Origin of the sequence: Amorphoplanes friuliensis DSM 7358, assembly GCF_000494755.1 — a bacterium.
GTDB lineage: Bacteria > Actinomycetota > Actinomycetes > Mycobacteriales > Micromonosporaceae > Actinoplanes > Actinoplanes friuliensis.
Map to the genome: position 1 here is coordinate 9,096,586 of NC_022657.1, position 16,014 is coordinate 9,112,599.

The window sequence follows — 16,014 nt, forward strand, 5'->3', positions numbered from 1 at the left end:
CCGGGACCGGTGGCTGCCGGCCCCGTCCAGGCCGACGGCTGCCGGCCCTCGGCCGACTCAGGAGGAGGACTTGGCGAACTCCGCGGCCAGCAGCTCGGCGATCTGAACGGTGTTGAGGGCCGCGCCCTTGCGCATGTTGTCGCCGGTGATGAAGAGGTCGAGGGCGCGGGGGTCGTCCATTGCGCGGCGGATGCGGCCCACCCAGGAGGGGTCGGTGCCGACCGCGTCGATCGGCATCGGGTATTCGCCCGCTTCGGGGTCGTCGACCAGGATGACGCCGGGGGCGTTGCGCAGCACCTGGCGGGCGCCCTCGGCGTCGACCTCCGAGCCGAAGACCGCGTGGACCGCGATCGAGTGGCCGGTGACGACCGGGACGCGGACGCAGGTGGCCGAGACCTTCAGGTCGGGCAGGCGCAGGATCTTGCGGGATTCGTTGCGGAGTTTGAGCTCTTCCGACGACCAGCCGTCCGCGGCCAGGTCGCCCGACCACGGCACGACGTTCAGGGCGAGGGGCGCGGTGAAGGGGCCGAGGTCGTCGCCGACCGCCTGCCGCACGTTGCCGGGGCGTGAGCCGAGGGATCGGTCGCCGGCGACCTTGGTGAGCTGGTCGTGAAGGGTGTCCACGCCGATCTGACCGGCACCCGACACCGCCTGGTACGACGCCAGCACCAGCTCGCGCAGGCCGTACTCGTGGTGCAGCGGGGCGATCGCCATGATCATGGCCATCGTGGTGCAGTTGGCGTTGGCGACGATGCCGCGGGGGCGGCGGCTCAGCTCTTCCTTGTTGACCTCGGGCACGACCAGCGGGACGTCGGGCTCCATGCGGAACGCCGACGAGTTGTCCACGACGGTGACGCCGCGCTCGACGGCCACCGGTGCCCAGGCCGTCGACACGTCGTCGGGAACGTCGAACATCGCCACGTCGACGCCGTCGAAGACGTCCGGGGTGAGCTCGCGGACGATGATCTGCTCGCCGCGGCAGGAGAGTTCCTTGCCGGCCGACCGCGCGGACGCGATCAGCCGGATCTCGCCCCAGACGTTGCGGCGTGAGGTGAGCAGCTCACGCATCACCGTGCCGACGGAGCCGGTGGCTCCGACGACGGCAAGCGTGGGCTGCGACTGCGCCATCCGTCGCTTACCGGCCGGTGCCGGCGTAGACGACTGCTGTCTCCGTGCCGCCCAGCTCGAAGGTGTCGTGCACGGCGCGGACCGCGGTGTCGAGGTCGCTGTCACGGCAGACCACGGACACCCGGATCTCCGAGGTGGAGATCATCTCGATGTTGACGCCGGCCTCGCCGATGCAGGCGAAGAACGACGCGGCGACACCCGGGTGCGAGCGCATGCCGGCGCCGATCAGCGACACCTTGCCCACGTGGTCGTCGAAGAGCAGGCTCTTGAAGCGCGTCTGCTCCTTGATCTTGTCGAGGGCGGCCATCGCGGTCGGGCCGTCGGCCTTCGGCAGCGTGAACGAGATGTCGGTGCGGCCGGTGCCCTCGGTCGACACGTTCTGCACGATCATGTCGATGTTGATCTCGGCCTGGGCGACGGTCTCGAAGATCCGGCCGGCGGAGCCGGGCTCGTCGGGCACACCGACGATCGTGATCTTGGCTTCACTGCGGTCGTGGGCGACCCCGGTGATCAGTGCCTGTTCCACTCCCGCGTCCTCCATCGATCCGGTGACCAGCGTGCCGGGCTTGTTCGAGTACGAAGAGCGTACGTGGATCGGCACCTTGAACCGGCGCGCGTACTCCACGCATCGCAACATCAGCACCTTTGCCCCGCCCGCGGCGAGCTCCAGCATCTCCTCGTACGTGATCTGCTTGATGTGCCGGGCGTTCGGCACGACGCGCGGGTCGGCGGTGAAAACGCCGTCGACGTCGGTGTAGATCTCGCAGACATCGGCGTGCAGCGCCGCGGCCAGCGCGACCGCCGTGGTGTCCGAGCCGCCCCGGCCCAGCGTGGTGATGTCCTTGGAATCCTGCGAGACACCCTGGAAACCCGCGACGATCGCGATCGCGCCCTCGTCGAGCGCGGTCCGCAGGCGGCCGGGTGTCACGTCGATGATCCGGGCCTTGCCGTGCACCGACGTGGTCAGCACCCCGGCCTGCGAGCCGGTGTAGGACCGCGCCTCGTAGCCCAGGTTGTGGATCGCCATCGCCAGCAGCGCCATCGAGATGCGCTCGCCCGCGGTGAGCAGCATGTCCAGCTCACGGCCGGGCGGCAGCGGGCTGACCTGGTTGGCCAGGTCCATCAGGTTGTCGGTGGTGTCGCCCATGGCGGACACCACGACGACCACGTCGTCCCCGGCCTTGCGGGCATCGACGATCCGTTCCGCCACCCGCTTGATGCGCTCGGCGTCGGCGACGGAAGAACCGCCGTACTTCTGCACAACCAGCGCCACGGCAGCCGGCTCCCTTCCACCCCGCACGTGCCGACGCCGCCTGGCCTGGAGATCTTCAACAGGCCGGCGGCGCCGGTCAGGTCAATCGACACCCAGACTAGCGGCGGGCGTCCCGATCGCTGACACGCGATCCCAGAATCCGGCCAGTGGGCCGCGACACGCCGGGAAAGGGTTCGAGTGCCCGCAACGACCGGTCCGGGCGAAGAGAAGCGAGAATGTCTCGATGCGCTCCCGTCCCGCCACGCGTGTCCTGCCCGCGCTGGCCGCCGCCGTCCTGACCGCCGGCCTCGCCGCCTGCGGTGGTTCGGCGCCCGAGGAGCAACCTCCGGCCACTCCCTCGCCCTCGGCGCCGGCCGCGCCCGACGAGGACGCCCGCGTCTCGCTCGCCGCCCGGGCCGCGGCCGCCGAGGACCACCGCTTCGCCGCGCTCTACACACTCGAGGTGCCAGGCACCGAGCCGCGTTCCGTGCTGGCCACGGTCGCCGTCGACGGCTCGTGGCGGGTGGACATCCCGTCGGGTGCGCTCGGCGGGACAGCTGACGTGTCGATCGCGCAGACGGCGGCCGGGGTCTTCCAGTGCGCCATCCCGTCGGCGACCAACCCCGTCACCCCTTCCTGCGTACGCGTTGCCGACAAGGGCAAACGCGTACCGAAGAAGTTTGATCCGAAGATCGAGCGGGTGTTCCGGCAGTGGCTGCCCGTCTTCACCGACCGCCAGTCCGCGCTGTCCGTCACCGCCGCTGAGCCGCTCAAGGGCTCGTCCGGCGACTGCTACTCGGTCGACACGATCTCGGCCTCGCTGTCGGCGCCCGTCGACGTGGGCATCTACTGCTACTCCCCCGAGGGCCTGCTGACTGCGGCCCGGGTCAAGTTCGGCACGCTGACGATCGCGAGTCCGCCGGCTGCCGCCCCGCCGACCATCGATCTGCCCGGCCCGGTGACCGGCGGGGAGCCGATGGGCATGTCGGCGCCGCCGCCTCCGCCGGTGCTCCCCGACCCGTCCACGCCTGTCGCACCCGTCCCGTCAGCGTGATCCTGGCCGCCTGACCACGCGCTTCCCACGATCCGGGCGTAGGGTTACCAGCAGCCGATTCGATCACGTAGGGTGACGTTCGACATGTGGCAGGCGCTCCTTCTTCGCTGCCGCGACGAGGCCCCATCACAGGCCGGCACCTCGTCGCGGAGTTGACGCGCGCCGGTCGGTCCTCGAACTGACCACCTTCACAGGAGCCTTCACATGTCTTCCGACGTTTCTGCAAACCCCATTGCGCGTCAGCGCGCCAGCGCCATGCCGTTCGAGCGCTACCAGCCGTACGAGAAGCAGTTTGCTGTAGATCTGCCCGATCGGCAGTGGCCGGCCAAGCGCATCGAGGCCGCACCGCGCTGGTGTGCCGTCGACCTGCGCGACGGCAACCAGGCCCTGATCGACCCGATGTCCCCCGAGCGCAAGCGCCGCATGTTCAACCTGCTGGTCGCCATGGGCTACAAGGAGATCGAGGTCGGTTTCCCGGCCGCCAGCCAGACCGACTTCGACTTCGTCCGCCAGCTCATCGAGCAGGACCTGATCCCGGACGACGTCACCATCCAGGTCCTGGTGCAGTGCCGCGAGCACCTGATCGACCGCACCTTCGAGTCGATCCGGGGCGCCAAGCGCGCCATCGTGCACTTCTACAACTCGACCTCGACGCTGCAGCGCCGGGTCGTGTTCGGCCTGGACAAGGACGGCATCACCGACATCGCCACGAGCGGTGCGCGGCTCTGCCAGAAGTACGCGGAGATCCACACCCCGGACACCGAGATCTTCTACGAGTACTCGCCGGAGTCCTACACGGGCACCGAGCTGGAATACGCCCTGGAGATCTGCTCGGCGGTCATCGACGTCATCGATCCGACCCCGGACCGCCCCCTGATCATCAACCTCCCCGCCACCGTCGAGATGGCCACCCCCAACGTGTACGCGGACAGCATCGAATGGATGCACCGCCACCTGCCCCGCCGCGAGAGCATCATCCTCAGCCTGCACCCGCACAACGACCGCGGCACCGCCGTCGCCGCCGCTGAGCTGGGCGTACTGGCCGGCGCGGACCGCGTGGAGGGCTGCCTGTTCGGCAACGGTGAGCGCACCGGCAACGTCGACCTGGTCACGCTGGGGCTGAACATCTTCTCGCAGGGCATCGACCCGATGATCGACTTCTCGGACATCGACGAGGTCAAGCGTGCAGTCGAATACTGCAACCAGCTGCCGGTGCACGAGCGCCACCCGTACGTCGGTGACCTGGTCTACACGGCCTTCTCGGGCTCCCACCAGGACGCCATCAAGAAGGGTCTGACCGCACTCCAGGCGGACGCGGCCGACGCCGGTGTCGAGGTCGACAAGTTCACCTGGGGCGTGCCCTACCTACCGATCGACCCCAAGGACGTCGGCCGCAGCTACGAGGCCGTCATCCGGGTCAACTCGCAGTCCGGCAAGGGCGGCGTGGCGTACATCATGAAAGAGGAGCACAACCTCGACCTGCCGCGACGGCTGCAGATCGAGTTCTCCGGCGTGGTGCAGCACTTCACCGACACCGACGGCGGCGAGGTCGGCCCGCAGGCGATGTGGGACATCTTCGCCGGCGAATACCTGGTCGACCATCAGCAGTTCGGCATCGTCGACTTCGAGCGGTACACGACGGCCACCGTGGACGGCAAGGTCGAGATCGACGCGGAGATCCGGCACCGCGGCACCCGCCGGCCGATCGTCGGCGTCGGCAACGGCCCGATCGACGCGTACGTGCAGGCCCTCGCGCCGCTGGCCATCCAGGTGCGCGTGCTGGACTACGCCGAGCACGCGCTCTCCTCGGGTGGGGACGCGCAGGCTGCGGCGTACGTCGAGTGTGAGGTCAACGGCCGGTCGGTCTGGGGTGTCGGTCTCGACGCGAACATCGTCACCGCCTCGATCAAGGCCGTGACGAGCGCCGTCAACCGCGCCCGCTGAGTTGATATTCCGCGCGCCGTCAGGGTTCACCCGGGCGGCGCGCGGAACGTATCCGGCACGGATGACGACCCGCGCGAAGCGGGCGTAAGGCGCATACGCTGAACAGGTGCCCCCTCTTTCTGCTCCAAAGTGGACCCTCCGTGCCGCCGCCGCGTTCCTGGTTCTGATCACCGCCACCGCCTGCGAGGTCGTCCCCCCGGAGGACAGCGGATCCGCCCCCGGCTCCGGCACCTCCACCGCCGACGCGCGTGACGCGCAGACCGAGCTCGGCAAACTGAAGATCGCCAAAGCCGGTTCGATGCGTGGGTACAGCCGCGAGAAGTTCCCCCACTGGAACACCACCGGCAGCAACTGCGACGTCCGCGACACCGTCCTCAAACGCGACGGCACCAAGGTCAAGGTCTCCGGCTGCAACGTCGTCGCCGGCACCTGGACCAGCATCTACGACGGCGACAAGATCACCGACCCGGGCAAGGTCGACATCGACCACATGGTCCCGCTGGCCAACGCGTGGCGCTCCGGCGCAAACGCCTGGACCACCGAGAAGCGCCAGGACTTCGCCAACGATCTCGACGATCCTCAGCTCGTGGCGGTTTCAGCCTCTTCCAACAGGTCAAAGGGTGACCAGGACCCGTCGACGTGGAAGCCCGAGCGCAGCGCCGTGTGGTGCGAATACGCTCAGGACTGGATCACGGTGAAGAGCAAGTGGAAGCTCACGGTGACCACCGCCGAGAAGGCCGCGCTGACCGACATGCTGGAGAAGTGCTGATGACTACGCCTGAGCCGACCACCGCCGCCGGCGCCGCCTCGGCTGCCGCGACCGCGGCCACCGCCGCGGATTCCGCCACGCCGGGCGAGGCCGCGACGCTGGCTGCAGCGGCGGCGGGTTCGCCCGGCGCTTCCGCGCCCGCCGCGCCCGCCGAGGCGCCCGCGCCCGCGGAAGCGGCGCCTGCGCCCGCTGCTTCTGCCGCGTCGGCGGGGAAGACAACTGACATCGTTGCTGGTCAGGGTGGCGTCATGACCGACGAGGTCGGCGTTGTCACCGGCGACCTGACTCTGCGGACCGAGCTCTCCGGCGACCAGGTCACGGTCAGCGTCCAATACAAGGACGCCGACGAGTGGTACGCCGTGACGGGCGCGAAGGCCATCCTCAAGGACCCGGCCGACGTCGAAGCGGTCCACGCGGTGGCGGTCGGCATCCTGAACCGCCCGGAGGGCTGAACCGCCCATTGGGCAGCAACCTTTACATATCGATGCGGGGCTATGTAGCGTCGAGGTCGTGCCCAGACCTGTCGTGTCCCGCATGTTCCTGGCGGCAGCCCTCGGGTTGCCGGTTGTCGTCGCACCGACCGCCGCTTCGGCTGCTCCTCCGTCCGGCTCCCCGGCGCTGACCAGCGTCATCCCGGCTCCGGCGGAGGTCAGTCCGGCCTCCGGCAGCTTCCGGCTCGGGCCACTCACGGTGATCCGTACCCAATCCGGCTCGGCCGCGGCCAAGGCCGTGGGTGAGCAGCTGGCCCGCGCCCTGCGCCCGTCCACCGGCTATCCGCTGCCGGTCGTCGCGATCACGCCCCGCGTGCTGCCCACGATCTCGCTGCTCCTCGGGGCGAACGAGTCCCGGCTCGGCGACGAGGGCTACCGCCTCCAGGTCGACGCCCGGGCCGTCACGATCCGGGCGAACAAGCCGGCCGGTCTCTTCGCCGGCACGCAGACACTGCTGCAGCTGCTGCCCAAGGAGATCGACTCACCGACCTTCGTACGCCGGTCGTGGAACGTGGCCGGTGGCAGCATCGTGGACTTTCCCCGCTTTGCGTACCGCGGCGCGTTCATGGACGAGGCCCGGCACTTCCACACCCCGGCCGAGATCAAGGCGTACATCGACGAGATCAGCCGCTTCAAAATCAACCACCTGCACCTGCACCTGGCCGACGATCAGGGCTGGCGCATCCAGATCGACAGCTGGCCCAAGCTGACCACCGTCGGCGGCGGCCCCGGCACGGGCGTCGACGGCGTAGGACCCGGCTTCCTGACCAAGGCCGACTACCGTGACCTGGTCCGGTACGCGGCCGCCCGCTACGTGACGATCGTTCCCGAGATCGACATGCCCGGCCACGTCAACGCGGCCCAGGTGGCGTACCCGGAGCTGACCTGCGACGGCGTCGCGCCTCCGCCCCGCACCGACACCGAGGTGGGTTACAGCTCACTCTGCATCTCGTCCGAGACCACCTACCGGTTCGTCGAGGACGTGATCCGCGAACTCGCCGCGATCACCCCGGGCCCCTACCTCCACATCGGCGGCGACGAGGCCCACGCGACCACGGACGCCGACTACCTGACCTTCCAGCAGCGTGTCCTCCCGCTGGTCACCAAGTACGGCAAGACCGCGTACGGCTGGAACGAGATCGCCAAGTCCCCGGCCTCATCCAACGCCGTGGCGCAATACTGGGACACCGCCACCACCAACCCCACCGTGGCGGCCGCCGTCACCCGGGGCACCAAGGTCATCATGTCGCCGGCAAACAAGGCCTACCTCGACATGAAGTACGACCGCAACACCCCACTGGGCCTCTCCTGGGCGGGCTACATCGAGGTCCAGACCGCGTACGGCTGGGACCCGGGCACCCACGTCACCGGCATCCCGGAGTCCGCGATCCTCGGCGTCGAAGCACCACTGTGGTCCGAGACGCTCCGCAGCATCGACGACATCGAGTTCATGGCCTTCCCCCGCCTGCCGGCCATCGCCGAACTCGGCTGGTCACCCGCCACTACCCACGACTGGCCGTCCTTCGCCTCCCGCCTCGGCGCCTACGGCCCCCGCTGGACCCTCCGAGACGTCAACTTCTACCCCAGCCCCCAGATCACCTGGCAATAACCACGGACACGCCAGCAAGGGCAAGTTCGCCACTCACCCGGCATCCTCCGCGGCAGCCAGACCGTGGTTCGCTCAGTTTGCCCGGGCACTCCGCGGCAGCCAGATCGTGGCTCACTCGGGTTGCCCGGGGTCGGGTCCCCACTCACTCAGAATGAAGGGCGCGGGGAGCCGTTCAGGCGCCGCCAGGCGCCTGGCTCCTCGCGCCCGGCCTCGGCGGGAGCGACGGTCAGCGCCACCCACCCAGCCACGACATCCAGAACTTGACCCTGATCCGCCCGAACGCACGCTCACGGACCAACCACCAAACCCCGCCCGGCCGCGGCGGGAGCGGCCCCCACGCAGCTGCGACACAACGCCCGGGAGCCGCCCAGGCCCAACTTCAATGAAGTTGGGCCTTCGTGAACCCGAGACGCTGGCCCCAGAACTGACCTTGACCAGGCCGAGCACTCCCCTCACGGGCCGACCACAAAACCCCGCCCGGCCGCAGCGGGAGCGCCACCCACGCAGCTGCGACACAACGCCAGGAAGCAGCCCAGGCCCAACTTCAATGAAGTTGGGCCTTCGTGAACCCGACGCCGGCCCCAGAACTGACCTTGGCCACGCCGAACACCCTCACGGGCCGACCAGAAAATCCCGCCCGGCCCGGCGAGAGCGACACCTACGCAGCTACGACATTCAGAAACTTGCCTTGGTCAGGCGGTTGTTTTTGCGGGCGCGCGCCCCACAACCACCTCTTCTTCGGCGACCGGGAAGTGGCAGGCCGTCAGGTGGGATTCCGGGTCGTCGAGGCGGGCGACCAGTGGTGGTTCTTCCTGGGCGCAGATGTCCTGGGCTTTCCAGCAGCGGGTGCGGAAGCGGCAACCCGACGGCGGGTTGATCGGGCTGGGGACGTCGCCGGTGAGGAGGACGCGTTCGCGCTGGGCGCGGTCGCGGCGGGACGGGTCCGGGACGGGGACGGCCGACATCAGGGCGACCGTGTACGGGTGGCGGGGGTTCTTGTAGAGCTGGTTGCGGTCGGCGATCTCGACGACCTTGCCGAGGTACATGACTGCGACGCGGTCGGAGATGTGCCGGACCACCGACAGGTCGTGGGCGATGAAGACGTAGGTCAGGTCGAATTCGCGCTGGAGGTCGTCGAGGAGGTTGACGACCTGGGCCTGGATCGACACGTCCAGGGCCGAGACCGGCTCGTCCGCGATGATCAGCTTGGGGCGCAGGGCGAGGGCGCGGGCGATGCCGATGCGCTGGCGCTGGCCGCCGGAGAATTCGTGCGGGTAGCGGTTGTAGTGCTCGGGGCTGAGGCCGACGAGTTCGAGGAGCTCCTGGACGGCTTTCTTGACGCCGTTCGGGGTCGGGATGTTCTGGATCTGCAGCGGCGCCGCGATGATCGAGCCGACCGTGTGGCGGGGGTTCAGCGACGAGTACGGGTCCTGGAAGATCATCTGGACGTCGCGGCGGAGGGGGCGCATCTTTTCGGCGGACAGGTGGCTGATGTCCTGGCCTTCGAAGACGATTTTGCCGCCGGTGGGTTCGAGGATGCGGGTGAACAGCCGGCCGGCCGTCGACTTGCCGCAGCCCGATTCGCCGACCAGGCCCAGGGTTTCGCCGTTGCGCACGGACAGGTCGATGCCGTCGACCGCGCGCACCGCGCCGACCTGGCGCTTGAACAGGCCCCGGGTGATCGGGAAATGCTTCTGCAGGCCCGAGACCTCGAGCAGGTTTTCGCTCATGACTTTCTCACTCCCGCTCACAGGTTCGGAGCCACTTCCTGCTCGAAGATCTCCCGGCGGGATTCGGCCGGCAGGTGACAGGCCACCGCGTGGACACCACCGCGCAGCACGGGAACCTCGTTGAAGGATCTGTTCCCGTTGCGGCCGGCGTAGGGGCAGCGGGGGTGGAACGCGCAGCCGCCCGGCAGGTTGATCAGGCTCGGCGGTGAACCCTTGACCGGGTTGAGCCGCTCGCGCACGTCACGGTCGAGGCGGGGCATGGATCCGAGCAGACCCCAGGTGTACGGGTGCTGGGGGCTGTGGAACACCTGCGCCGCGGGGCCGCGTTCGATGATTTTGCCGCCGTACATGACCAGGACGTCGTCGGCGAGTTCGGCCACCACACCCAGGTCGTGCGTGATCATGATGACCGCGGAGCCGAACTCCTCCTGGAGGTCCCGGATGAGGTCCAGGATCTGCGCCTGCACGGTCACGTCGAGCGCGGTGGTCGGCTCGTCGGCGATCAGCAGCTGCGGGTTGTTGACCAGGGCCATCGCAATCATCGCGCGCTGGCGCATGCCGCCGGAGAACTGGTGCGCGTAGTCGCTGTAGCGCTTCTCGGGCTGCGGGATGCCGACACGCTTGAGCATGTCGATCGCCCGGACCCGGGCTTCCTTCTTCCCGACACCGTGGTGCACCCGGTACGCCTCGACGATCTGCGCACCGACCGTGAAGTACGGGTGCATCGCGCTCAGCGGGTCCTGGAAGATCATCGCCATCTTGCCGCCGCGGAGCTTGCGGACCTCTTCGTCCGAGGCGGTGACGAGCTCCTGGTCGTCCAGCCAGATCTGGCCGCCGACCTTCGCGTTGCTGCGGGTGCGGTGCAGGCCGAGGACGGCCAGCGAGGTGACGCTCTTGCCGGAGCCGGACTCGCCGACGATCCCGAGCGTCTTGCCCCGCTCGACCGAGAACGACGAGTCGGAGACGGCCTGCACAACACCGTCGTCGGTCTCGAACCGGACCGTGAGGTCCTTGACCTCGAGGAACGGTCGCGTGATGCGGTCACCCGGCATGGTGAGGCCGGCGAGCGAGTCGGTCGACATGTGGTTCCCTCCTCAGCCCAGCCGCACGCGCGGGTCGATGACGCCGTAGAGCAGGTCGACGATCAAGTTGATGAAAACGATGAAGAACGCGGCGATCAGCGTGACACCCAGGATGATCGGCAGGTCGTTCTGCCGGATGCCCTGGAGCGCCTGGAAGCCGAGGCCCCGCAGGTTGAAGACGGCCTCGGTGAGGACCGCGCCGCCGAGCAGCGCACCGAAGTCCAACCCGAAAACCGTGACCAGCGGCGTCAGCCCGGATCGCAGCGCATGCTTACCGATCACCGTACGCTCGCGCAGGCCCTTGGCCCGTGCCGTACGGATGTAGTCCTCGCCGAGCGTCTCGAGCATGTTCGCGCGGGTGAGCCGGGCGTACGTGGCCGCGAACAGGAACGCCAGGGTGATCCAGGGCAGGATCAGGCCTTGCGCCCAGAGCAGCGGATTTTCGAGGAACGGCGTGTAGAGCGCATTCGGGAGCCAGCCGAGCCAGTAGATGAAGATGGCGGAGGCGAGCAGGCCGGTGAAGTAGATGGGCAGGGAGACACCGGCCAAGGCTCCCGTCATCGCGGCTCTGTCCAGGAACGTGCCTCTTCGCAAGGCGGAAAGCACACCCGTCGCCACGCCGATGAGAACCCAGAGGACGGCGGCGCCGATCGCCAGCGAGAGTGTCACCGGGATGTCACTCAGCAGCAGGGGCGTCACCTCCTGGTCGGTCTTGAAGGAGTAGCCCAGGCAGGGGGCGTCGCAGTGGGTGACGTCGTTGCCGTTGGAGTAGTCGCGGCCGACGGCCAGTCCCTTCAGGAACTTCCCGTACTGCACGATGATCGGGTCGGCGAGGCCCAGCTTCGTACGGATGCCCTCGAGCGACACCGCGTCGGCGGTCTTACCGATGTAGAGCAGCGCCGGGTCACTGCCGGTGAGCTTGGGCACCATGAAGAAGATGCCGAAGGTGACCAGCGTGACCACCAGCAGGGTGAGAACGGCGTTGAAGATCCGCCGGATGAGATAAGCCAACACGACTATCGGCCGAACAGCAGGCGGGCGCCGGTCCTTTGCGGAACCGGCGCCCGCCCCCTGCGGGCGGCCTTCACCTGCCCTTCGATCTACCCGTTACTGCGTTCCGGGCGAGGTTGGTACTACTTGCCGTCGCTGACGCCGAGGGACTGGAAGTCCACCATGCCGAACGTGTCGTGGATGTAGACGTTCGTCAGCCGCGGGTTGCGGTAGTTGAGCGCCTTGTCGAACACGAACGGAAGGTAGTAAGCGCCTTCCATGACCTTGGTGTTGAGCTGCTTGTAGATGGCGTCCGCCTTGGAGAGGTCGGTCTCCGTGGCAGCCTGGTCGAACAGCCCGTCGATCGCCGGGTCGTTGATCTCGGGCAGGTTGTAGTTGCCGTTCTTCTGGATGTACCGGCTGTCGGCGAGCGCCTGCAGGTAACCCGTGCCGGAGGGCCAGTCAGCGGCCCAGCCGCCGATGATGATGCCGTAGCCCTTCTTGTGCACGTTGTCGGGCGAGCCGGTGACCGACGCGACCTGAGCACCGTCGTACTGGTCGATCTTGGCGTTGATGCCGACCGTCTTCAGAGCGGCCTGCAGCGCCTCGGCGGTCTTGACCTCGGCCGGCTTGTTGTTCCGGACCGCGATCGTGGTGTCGAAACCGGTCGGCTTGCCACAGGCGGCGAGCGCCTGCTTGGCCTTGTCGACCTGCGGCTTGCCCTGCGCCCGGCCGTACGGGTCGTACGACGGGTCCGAGCCCGCGATGTTCGGGGGCAGCATGCTCGTGCCGATGTCACCGCCGGCGACCGGGCCACCACGCGCTGCCTGCAGCGACGTCGGGTCCGACGCGTAGATGACGGCCTTGCGGCACTCGATGTTCTCGAACGGCGCGACCTTCTGGACGATGCCCGCGTACCGGATGAAGCCGGTGGCGGGGGTGTCCGAGTTGGCCTTCTTGGCCGGGTCCTGCAGGATCCGGGCGCGAGCGGCCGCCTGGACACCGGTCTGGCCGATGTCGAGGTCCGCCGTGCCGGCCTCCAGACGCTGGTCCATGTCGTCAGCGTTCGTGGTGATCGTGACGTTGATGGCGTCCGGCAGAGCCTTGCGGATCGTGTCGGTGCTGGCGTCCCAGTTCGGGTTGCGCTCGAGCTTGAGGCTCTTGGCCGGCTGGTAGTCCGTGATCATGTACGGACCCGAGGAGGCCGGCTTGGCGCCGTACTGCGCGCCGGTGTCCCGCTTCTGCGGAACCGGGCCTGCGCCCGGCATCGCCAGCAGGTACGGGAAGTCGGCGAACGGCGCCTTGAGCTTGAAGATGATGGTCGAGTCGTCGGGCGTCTCGACAGTCTTCAGGCCCAGCTTGTTCGGGTCGGTGTCCTTGTACGGGCCGGGGTAGTTCTGACCCTGGTCCAGCTGGTCGATCAGGTACGTCGGGCCACCCGGGACGACATCCTGCGCGAAGATGCGCTCGATGCCGTACTTGATGTCCTTGGACGTGATCGCCGCGCCGTCGTCGAACTTGAGGCCCGGCTTCAGCTTGTAGGTGTACGTCTTCTTGTCCGCGCTGATCTCCGCGTCCGCGGTCGCCAGGTCGGGGACCAGCTTGAGGCCCTCCTTGCCCGGGACAGCGGCGTAGTCGACGAGCTTGCGCGTGTAGAAGCGGTTCATGTCCCACACGAACGCGTAGTACCCACGAGCGGGGTCCCACGAGTCGGCGTCCTGAGCCGTCATCAGGTTGAGCGTGCCGCCCTTGGCCGTGCTCGGGTTGACCACCGACGTGATCGCCGCGTTGTACGCACTCTTGCCACCGGAGGTCCCGCCTCCGTTGCTGTCGCTGTCGGAACCGCCACCACACGCGGCGGTGAAGCCCAACGCGACGGCGACCCCTGCGGCCGCCACCACCCTCGTCTTGCTGACCACCTGTTCTCCTACCTCCTAAAGACGGAGCCTCAGCCCCGAGAACCGTGCGATGGAGCACCCACGCCCGTTGCTGCTTGCGCCTCAGCGGGCCTTGGGGTCGAGCGCATCGCGCAGACCGTCACCGAAGAGGTTGAAGGCCAGCACGGTAATGAAGATCATGACGCCCGGAACGATCATGTACATCGGGTCGGACGTGTAGTAGCTGACCGCGTCCGAGAGCATGCCGCCCCAGGACGGCCACGGCGGCGGGATGCCGACGCCGAGGAAGCTCAGCGAGGCCTCGGTGAGGATGTTCGTCGGGATGATCAGCGTCGTGTAGACGAGGATCGGCGCGGCGAGGTTCGGAAGCAGCTCGCGGAAGAGGATCCGCGGCGAGCGGGCGCCGATGCTCTTGGACGCCTCGACGAACTCCCGCTCCCGCAGCGACAGCGTCTGACCGCGCACGATCCGGCCGATGTAGGGCCAGCCGAAGAAGCCGATGACGCCGACCAGGATGAAGACCCGCGACCAGCGGTCACCGAGCCCGAGCATCTGGTCGGGCAGCACGGAGACCAGCGCGATCGCGAAGAGCAGCTGCGGGAACGCGAGCAGGAAGTCCATGACCCGGCTGATCACCGCGTCGACCCAGCCGCCCAGGTAACCGGCGGCCAGGCCGAAGAAGACGCCGAAGAGCGTGGCCACGAAGGCCGAGAGGAAGGCGACCGAGAGCGAGGTCTGCGCGCCGTAGAGGATCCGGCTGAAGACGTCCCGGCCGGAGGTCGGCTCGACACCCAGCAGGAACTCCCGGCTGATGCCGCCGAACGACCCGAGCGGGGTGCTGATCGTCGGATCGATCTTGTCGATGTGGTACTCGTCGATGGGGTGACCGAAGAGCTTGGTCAGCACCGGCGCGAGAATCGCGATCAGGATGAGCACGATGACGACGACTCCGCCGGCCATCGCGACCTTGTCCCGCTTGAGGCGCTTCCAGGCGATCTGCCGCAGGGAACGCCCGGCGATCGCCTTCTCGTCGGGGCTCCGCACATCGGCGGGGTCGTCGGTGGGCGCCGACGTCTCGTCGGTAATCGACGCCTCTGGGCCGATCGACATCCGTTCGCCGGTCCTTTCCCCGGCCGCCGACCACAGGTTTCCATTGCCCCGGCACCGGGCAAGAGCCCGTGAACCGGAACGATGGCCCCGCAGCGCCCGGCAACCGATCGGTTAACGCAAGCCTCGAGTGCCGTTCCTCCCCGAAACCGGTCAGGTCCGACCGGAACCAGGAAGGCACGCGACAGCGGGTGTGCCGCCATCGTTAGGAACATTCACCTACGGCGGGGACTTGGTCAAGGTCGGGACCGGCACGCGCCTGCTTCCGTGTCTCCCCCGTGATGTGACCGTGACCTGGTATCCACCAAGACGGAAAACTACCGGCTACATAGCTTGAGAGTGGCGCAAAGCAGGGCATTTCATTACACGGCGCGACGTCCCTCGAACGCACGACCGAGTGTGATCTCGTCGGCGTACTCCAGATCGCCGCCGACCGGCAGCCCGCTCGCGAGCCGCGTGACGGCGATACCCATCGGCTTGACCATGATCGCCAGGTAGGTGGCGGTGGCCTCGCCCTCGGTGTTCGGGTCGGTGGCCAGGATCAGCTCCTTCACCTCACCCGCACCGAGCCTGATCAACAGCTCGCGGATCCGCAGATTGTCGGGGCCGACACCCTCGAGCGGATTGATGGCGCCACCCAGGACGTGATAGCGACCGCGGAACTCGCCCGTCCGCTCGATCGCCACGACGTCCTTGGGCTCCTCCACGACACAGATGACCTCGTTGCTGCGACGCGTGTCACGGCAGACGCGGCACTGCTCCGACTCGGCGACGTTGAAACAGGTCGTGCAGAAGCGGACCAGCTCCTTCACACGGCGCAAGGAGTTGGCCAGCCGGGTCACGTCGGCGGGATCGGCGGACAGGACGTGGAAAGCGATCCGCTGGGCACTCTTCGGGCCGACTCCCGGAAGCCGGCCCAGCTCGTCGATGAGGTCCTGGATGGCGCCCTCGTACACAGGC

13 protein-coding genes are annotated in these 16,014 nt (G+C 68.2%); 5 read left to right on the forward strand and 8 right to left on the reverse strand.

The window, feature by feature from the left end; translation table 11 throughout:
• Positions 1 to 57: 57 nt before the first annotated feature.
• Both AFR_RS41950 and AFR_RS41955 read right to left on the reverse strand, forming a co-directional pair.
• Complete coding sequence (locus tag AFR_RS41950) at positions 58 to 1,128, reverse strand: aspartate-semialdehyde dehydrogenase (RefSeq protein ID WP_023562933.1); 1,071 nt, start codon at positions 1,126 to 1,128, stop codon at positions 58 to 60.
• 7 nt (positions 1,129 to 1,135) lie between these two features.
• Entirely contained in the window at positions 1,136 to 2,401 is a 1,266-nt protein-coding gene (locus tag AFR_RS41955) for an aspartate kinase (RefSeq protein ID WP_023562934.1), read from the reverse strand.
• Positions 2,402 to 2,624: 223 nt separating this feature from the next.
• Between AFR_RS41955 and AFR_RS41960 the strand changes: the two genes are divergently transcribed.
• The 5 genes from AFR_RS41960 (at position 2,625) to AFR_RS41980 (ending at position 8,247) form a co-directional block, all read left to right on the forward strand.
• Positions 2,625 to 3,434, forward strand: a complete 810-nt coding sequence (locus AFR_RS41960; RefSeq protein ID WP_023562935.1) for a hypothetical protein — start codon at positions 2,625 to 2,627, stop codon at positions 3,432 to 3,434.
• A 204-nt stretch (positions 3,435 to 3,638) separates the two neighbouring features.
• The gene (leuA, locus tag AFR_RS41965) at positions 3,639 to 5,378 is read left to right on the forward strand and encodes a 2-isopropylmalate synthase (RefSeq protein ID WP_041841573.1); all 1,740 of its coding nucleotides are present in this window, start codon (positions 3,639 to 3,641) and stop codon (positions 5,376 to 5,378) included.
• Between the two features lie 106 nt (positions 5,379 to 5,484).
• Positions 5,485 to 6,147: an HNH endonuclease family protein gene (locus AFR_RS41970; protein WP_023562937.1), complete on the forward strand. Its 663-nt coding sequence runs from the start codon at positions 5,485 to 5,487 to the stop codon at positions 6,145 to 6,147.
• Entirely contained in the window at positions 6,147 to 6,599 is a 453-nt protein-coding gene (locus AFR_RS44440; RefSeq protein ID WP_052359925.1) for a hypothetical protein, read from the forward strand. Before AFR_RS41970 ends, AFR_RS44440 begins: the two co-directional genes overlap by 1 nt.
• Before the next feature lie 58 nt (positions 6,600 to 6,657).
• On the forward strand, positions 6,658 to 8,247 hold the full coding sequence (locus AFR_RS41980; protein ID WP_238547206.1) for a beta-N-acetylhexosaminidase: 1,590 nt from the start codon (positions 6,658 to 6,660) through the stop codon (positions 8,245 to 8,247).
• A gap of 692 nt (positions 8,248 to 8,939) precedes the next feature.
• Here AFR_RS41980 and AFR_RS41985 read toward each other — a convergent pair.
• The 6 genes from AFR_RS41985 to recR all read right to left on the reverse strand — a co-directional run bounded on the left by AFR_RS41985 (position 8,940) and on the right by recR (position 16,010).
• Positions 8,940 to 9,977 carry an ABC transporter ATP-binding protein gene (locus AFR_RS41985; RefSeq protein WP_023562940.1) on the reverse strand — a complete coding sequence of 346 codons (1,038 nt, stop codon included), beginning with the start codon at positions 9,975 to 9,977 and terminating at the stop codon, positions 8,940 to 8,942.
• A gap of 17 nt (positions 9,978 to 9,994) precedes the next feature.
• Positions 9,995 to 11,059, reverse strand: coding sequence for an ABC transporter ATP-binding protein (locus AFR_RS41990; RefSeq protein ID WP_023562941.1), 1,065 nt, complete (start codon positions 11,057 to 11,059; stop codon positions 9,995 to 9,997).
• Positions 11,060 to 11,071: 12 nt separating this feature from the next.
• A complete protein-coding gene (locus AFR_RS41995) occupies positions 11,072 to 12,073 on the reverse strand; it encodes an ABC transporter permease (RefSeq protein WP_041841575.1) in 1,002 nt (333 codons plus the stop codon).
• A 119-nt stretch (positions 12,074 to 12,192) separates the two neighbouring features.
• The gene (locus AFR_RS42000; RefSeq protein WP_023562943.1) at positions 12,193 to 13,968 is read right to left on the reverse strand and encodes an ABC transporter substrate-binding protein; all 1,776 of its coding nucleotides are present in this window, start codon (positions 13,966 to 13,968) and stop codon (positions 12,193 to 12,195) included.
• An 81-nt stretch (positions 13,969 to 14,049) separates the two neighbouring features.
• Positions 14,050 to 15,057: an ABC transporter permease gene (locus AFR_RS42005; protein WP_023562944.1), complete on the reverse strand. Its 1,008-nt coding sequence runs from the start codon at positions 15,055 to 15,057 to the stop codon at positions 14,050 to 14,052.
• A gap of 359 nt (positions 15,058 to 15,416) precedes the next feature.
• Entirely contained in the window at positions 15,417 to 16,010 is a 594-nt protein-coding gene (recR, locus tag AFR_RS42010) for a recombination mediator RecR (protein WP_023562945.1), read from the reverse strand.
• Positions 16,011 to 16,014: the final 4 nt, after the last annotated feature.